Origin of the sequence: Lactobacillus sp. HMSC08B12 (genome assembly GCF_001808415.1) — a bacterium.
GTDB lineage: Bacteria > Bacillota > Bacilli > Lactobacillales > Lactobacillaceae > Lactobacillus > Lactobacillus delbrueckii.
Map to the genome: position 1 here is coordinate 1 of NZ_KV793174.1, position 5,214 is coordinate 5,214.

General features: G+C 42.8%; 8 protein-coding genes. All 8 read right to left on the minus strand.

All coding sequences use genetic code 11. The features are described from left to right. Positions 1-189 precede the first annotated feature (189 nt). Entirely contained in the window at positions 190-858 is a 669-nt protein-coding gene (locus HMPREF3168_RS06130; protein ID WP_016396069.1) for a hypothetical protein, read from the minus strand. A gap of 29 nt (positions 859-887) precedes the next feature. After that, positions 888-1,670: a hypothetical protein gene (locus HMPREF3168_RS06135; protein WP_003616399.1), complete on the minus strand. Its 783-nt coding sequence runs from the start codon at positions 1,668-1,670 to the stop codon at positions 888-890. Between the two features lie 12 nt (positions 1,671-1,682). Then, positions 1,683-2,096 (minus strand): hypothetical protein, encoded by a 414-nt coding sequence (locus tag HMPREF3168_RS06140; RefSeq protein WP_035165391.1) that lies wholly within the window; start codon positions 2,094-2,096, stop codon positions 1,683-1,685. Between the two features lie 23 nt (positions 2,097-2,119). Next, positions 2,120-2,629 carry a hypothetical protein gene (locus HMPREF3168_RS06145; protein WP_003616401.1) on the minus strand — a complete coding sequence of 170 codons (510 nt, stop codon included), beginning with the start codon at positions 2,627-2,629 and terminating at the stop codon, positions 2,120-2,122. Further along, complete coding sequence (locus HMPREF3168_RS06150) at positions 2,619-3,248, minus strand: ATP-binding cassette domain-containing protein (protein ID WP_003613078.1); 630 nt, start codon at positions 3,246-3,248, stop codon at positions 2,619-2,621. Before HMPREF3168_RS06150 ends, HMPREF3168_RS06145 begins: the two co-directional genes overlap by 11 nt. 10 nt (positions 3,249-3,258) lie before the next feature. Next, positions 3,259-3,969, minus strand: coding sequence for a hypothetical protein (locus HMPREF3168_RS06155; RefSeq protein ID WP_016396071.1), 711 nt, complete (start codon positions 3,967-3,969; stop codon positions 3,259-3,261). Position 3,970: 1 nt separating this feature from the next. Further along, positions 3,971-4,357, minus strand: coding sequence for a hypothetical protein (locus tag HMPREF3168_RS10725; RefSeq protein ID WP_225209295.1), 387 nt, complete (start codon positions 4,355-4,357; stop codon positions 3,971-3,973). Positions 4,358-4,908: 551 nt separating this feature from the next. Next, the coding region (locus HMPREF3168_RS06165; protein ID WP_148129883.1) for an IS3 family transposase at positions 4,909-5,214 on the minus strand (306 nt) is incomplete at its 5' end.

The following is a 5,214-nucleotide window of genomic DNA, read 5'->3' on the forward strand; positions in this document are numbered from 1 at the left end:
GTCATTTACACAAGTTTTTATACTGAACCCATAAAATTATACAGTTCCGGCTAAAACAGGTGAAACAATAGTAACAACACCAATCGTCATCAAAATTGATGCGATTAGTACAATAAACTTTTTATGTAACATAATATACATTACCTCCTAAAATCGCTATACTCAATTCTATTTTCTATATATCATATTTCACAAATCTTTTCTGGAAATCTCCTGCTGTACAATGAAAATCAAGAAAAGAAGCAAGCCTAACATTATTGGCAAGCAGGAAAAGAGTAAAGTAGCAAATTCCGGGACAACAAAATCATAAATTATAGACAAGTGGTGGTTAACATTCAAGAAGAAAGAAAGACCATTTATAACAAACCCTGCTAGAAAGGCCGTAATTCGATTACTAATTAGAAAGCAAAAACTGGTAAGCAGAAGAAGTGCTAAGCACGACAAAATTAAATATAAACAGCGAATTAATGCCTCAGTAGCTACTGCCCCTAACGTCGGACTCCAGCCATTAACAAGCATCCCCGTTAAACTGCCACACGACCATGGTAAAAGACTTGAAAGTAGTATCTCTATCAAACGGTACTTAAGTTGCTTCCAAATAATCCATCTTCCACCTACGATGTAAATATCTTGAAACCTAATTCGAAAGGTACACAATAAAAGCAAGATCTGACTAGGTATTAAGAGGCTAAAAATCAGAAAGCGCGAGAACAGAGTTTGCTCTAACCACAGGCTTTGCTGTGTATTACTTACTAAAAACGCATTGCTATATCCCCCAAAGAATAGCAATGCGGCAGTTAACAGAAACCACTTGTGTACAGTCGTATCTAACAGCCATTGCTGTTTAATAACCTTCACACTTAGACTCCTCCCTTTTCGCACGAAAATTACAGCACGGCCCGGCGGCAAGCCAGCTTATACATCCCCATACAGTATGCAGCTAACGCTATCGTCATCAAAGCTGTCAGCCATAACAGCGGGCGGCTTCCTTGTTCCGGTAAAAAATCCGTAGGCGATATGCTGGGCATATAGTCAATTGGTAAAACGGCATCCAATTCCATTAAGATCAGCTCTAAAACCAAGGCTGTACTCAATGATGCAAATCGATTTCTAATCCAAACCGAATTGACCAAGACAAATACCGAGAACAAACCTCCCCAGACAGAAGCTAGCAATATATTAAGACATGCGTGAACAAATGGATGACTATAATACAAAGAAACCAGCATGGTGTTGAAGTTGAAAACCCCAATATTGATATTTAGCAAATTATCTGGCTTAAAATTTGGAAGAATCAACAGATACCCCAACAAGTTTAAAAGTAGCGGAATCATGATGGTCACAAACCCGGTTAAAAAAGCCATAGCCACATATTGCTTAATCAAATGGGCTAAAGGTACCTGCAGTTTAAATTTGTTGAACAGACCGCTGTCTAAGTCTTCTTTTAACATGTTTCCTGCTGGAATACTAGCTAAGAAGGGCAAGAGGATGAAGAAAATTGTCGTTGCAGATGAGTCAGTATCAATTGACAGCCAGCGAGTGTAAGGCGAGTCGATATTCGCCATACCGGTGTGGTAGTTAACGATTATCTGCCACAATCCCACTGCCATGCCAACAGCGATTGCCGCAACAAACCAGCGCTTATTCAGCCTTGACCACAATAAACTCATTTTGTCATCACCTTACTTGCTATCTGGACTCCAAACACCATCTGCCCATCCGTTAGCAGCTTTTTTCGAATTAATTCTTACAGATACGCCTTTCCCATAGTGCTCTACCGCTTCATTCCACAAATGAGTTACCATTCCTTGATAACTCTTATAACTGTGGCCACCTGAAACATCACGCCCATCGTAAAGAGCTGCCCAAATCACGATGTAGCCACCTTTAATATGTACGTTGTTTGTTTTATTATAGTAAACTGATCTGTTTTCCTTCTTGCGAGCAGGAGTATGGTCGTAAGGAGATCCAACTCTATAAACATTACGCCAATAAGTATTGCCCGTATTCCCCGCGAATACAGGTGCGGCCGTAGCCACAATCCCCAACGTCATCAAAACTGATGCAATCACTACAACGATTCTTTTGTGTAACATAATATACCTCCTAAAAATTACGCTCATTCCAAAAGTATTGAATACTTCTTATACCCATTGCCATCCCCAACCAAAAAGCTGAATCTGGCCGGTGTGTTTTCTGTATCATACCAACTTCGCACATTGTCAAATTTCAGCGTCAATGGCTGGGGAGTTTTGCTAGTCAAGTATCCAATGGCTACCTTGTGCCCATTGCCATCCACCACATAAAGATCTGATTGATTGCTGATGCTGTATGGCATATTGAAATACATGTTGCTAACCGCGGCGATTATTCCATGCTTGCCATCCGCGTAATAGCCACGGTCTTTCAGATCAACCTTTACAGTCAAATAAACGTTTTCTTTCCCTTTGACCATCTTGGCGGACAGAATCTTAAAGTCGATTCCTGGAGCATGAACCTCCTGCCCTTTCTTGACAAAAATTTCCTTGTCTACCCCGCGGTAAACAGGATTAGCGTTTACTTGCCAATAGCGCAGGCCTGCCAGCACGCACAAGACGATGGCTGCCGCCAGCCATACTTTACGCTTCATGAACCACACCTTCTTCAACTTTAAAGCGCTTGGTTGCCACTTGCTCAACAAAATCCCGGTCATGTGAAGCGATGACAAAAGTGCATCCCTTGCTTTGCCGCAACTTGATCAAATCCACCAACTTATCAATACTATCGCTGTCCAAAGCGTTGGTCGGTTCATCTAAAACAATCAGCGGATATGAGCCCAAGAAGGCTTCAGCAATACCCAGCTTTTGCTTCATCCCTAAAGAAAACTTCTTGACCTTTTCATTAGGAAAGCGGCTTAAGTCAAAGTATTTCAGCAATTCTGCAATTTCAGTTGCAGAAATATGCTCATCAAGCTTGGCTAAAAGCTCCATATTTTGCGTTGCCGTGAAGTCTGTAATCAAGCTGGGATTTTCAATCAAAATCCCTGCCTTGACCGGATAAGCATCTTGCGGCTTGACCTGCTTGCCAGCTACCAAAACTTCCCCGTCAACCTTCATCAAGCCCAAAATCGTCTTTAAAATCAAAGTCTTCCCAGATCCGTTGATCCCTTCAAAAACCGCGATCTGGCCAGCCTCAATCTCGCAGTTGACTTGACTGAGCAGCTGCCGGCCTGAGATGACCTTGTTTACATTCTTTAACTCAATAAACATTCTTCCTCCTTTAGACCCAGCCGTGCTTGCTGTCAACTAATACGTACAGCAAAGCCCAGATCAGGGTCCACACAAACATAAACAACTCTGCGCCACTGGTCCAGCGGCTCAACATTAATGCATTAAGCGGATTGCCGCTCCAAGCTGTCAAAGAGGTCGAAACCAACAAGACGATTGGCATAATCAAGCCCAAAGCGGGAGTGAGCTCACTGCAACTGGCTTGAATCAGTAAGAGTGAGCTGACCCCAAGCCAGGCAATTAACATCCAGTGCAATTCTGCTGCTCCTCCTTGCCAGGGTCCCAGAACAAGAGGCGAGTTGCCACACAGCAAGTCTTTCAACCACAGGGAGGCATTGCTTGCCAAGACGTAAACTGCGGCCAAGAGCAACTGCAATATGACATTGACCCAGCTGAAGTGACTTGGCTTGATCTGCTGGCCCCGCAGCTGCATTACCCTGCTGATCCACAATTCCTTGAAAATATTCAAGCTGATCATCAGCGGGAAAAAGAAATAGCCGAACCACGAGACCGGAAAATCTCTAATGCCAGCCCTTATCTCTGCCAATCCAAGCCCTTGGAAGACCATTATATTGGCACTTCTGCCGTTTCTCATGAAACCACCGGCAACCAGCAAAAACAAACAGGTCAACAGTAGCCATGATAGGAACCTCACCTTTATCATCTGCCAGAAATACAGAAACTGATCTTTAAAAAGCCGCATTTTACCAGTCCTTTCTAGCGATTTCCATTTGCACGCCAACAGCTAGAAACAAGACTATGCTTAGCAGGATCGGCAAGCGGGACAGAAGCAGGGTTCCCAAATCATCGATAAGAAAATCATAGAACAAGGAAAAATGATGGTTGACGTTCAAGAAATAGGAAATTCCGCTTAGAACAAAGCCGGCCAGAAAGGCCCAGATTCTCTTGCTAGCCAGCAAACAGAGACTGACCAGCAAGAGAATAGCCAGGCAGGACAAGGCCAGATACAGGTAGCGAATCAATGCTTCTGCCACTATAGTCCCTAATCTGGTCCCCCAGCCATTGAGGAACATACCAATCAAGCAGCCGACTGCCCATGGTACAAGGGTCACGAGCAAAGCTATCGCCAAACGATACTCCAGCTGCTTCCAAATTATCCGCCTGCTCCCAGTAACATATATATCCTGTAGACGGACACGAAATGTACTCAGTAAAAGCAAGATCTGAACAGGAACCAGCAGGCTGAAAACAAGAAAGCGTGAGAATATGGTCTGGCTTAACCACTGATTTTGCGGAGCGTCGCTTACCAGAATAGCAGTACTGCATCCCCCAAATAAAATTAAAATAGCTGCTAGGAAATACCACTTACGTATAGCATTGTCCTGCAGCCATTGTTGCCTAATGATATACATATATACGGCTCCTCCCTTATATTTTTTCTTCCCCCTTAATCGCTTCAGTATAGTTCTACATATAATTACTGTCAACATAAATTTCAACAAAAAATTCAAGCAAAAGTCATTGATACATGCTCTGGTATCATGCTAGACGCGGCTTTAGCGATGTTTTTATTCAGTCATGTATTTAAAAAGAAATTCTTACTTTTTTGAAAAAGGAGCAATCATTAAAAAAGCAAAAAGAGTGAAACTGATGTGACCCCCAAAATTGGGACAATTTAGTATTACGCCGTTAAGGTTGTTAAAACATGATTCCGATATTCAATCGGGGTCATGTTTTTTCGTCCTGTCTTGATTCGTACGTTGTTGTAGTAATCGATATATTTGTGAATAGCTTGCTCAAGCTCATTTAGGTCCTTGTATTTATGTTCTTGGCCGTAGAACATCTCCCGCTTAAGAATGCCGAAGAAGCCCTCCATTAAGCCGTCATCAAGAGAATTACCCAACCTGGACATACTTTGATCGATCCCTCTGTTAGCCAGAGCGGCTTGATATGCTTGGTGCTGATATTGCCAGCCACGGTCTGAGTG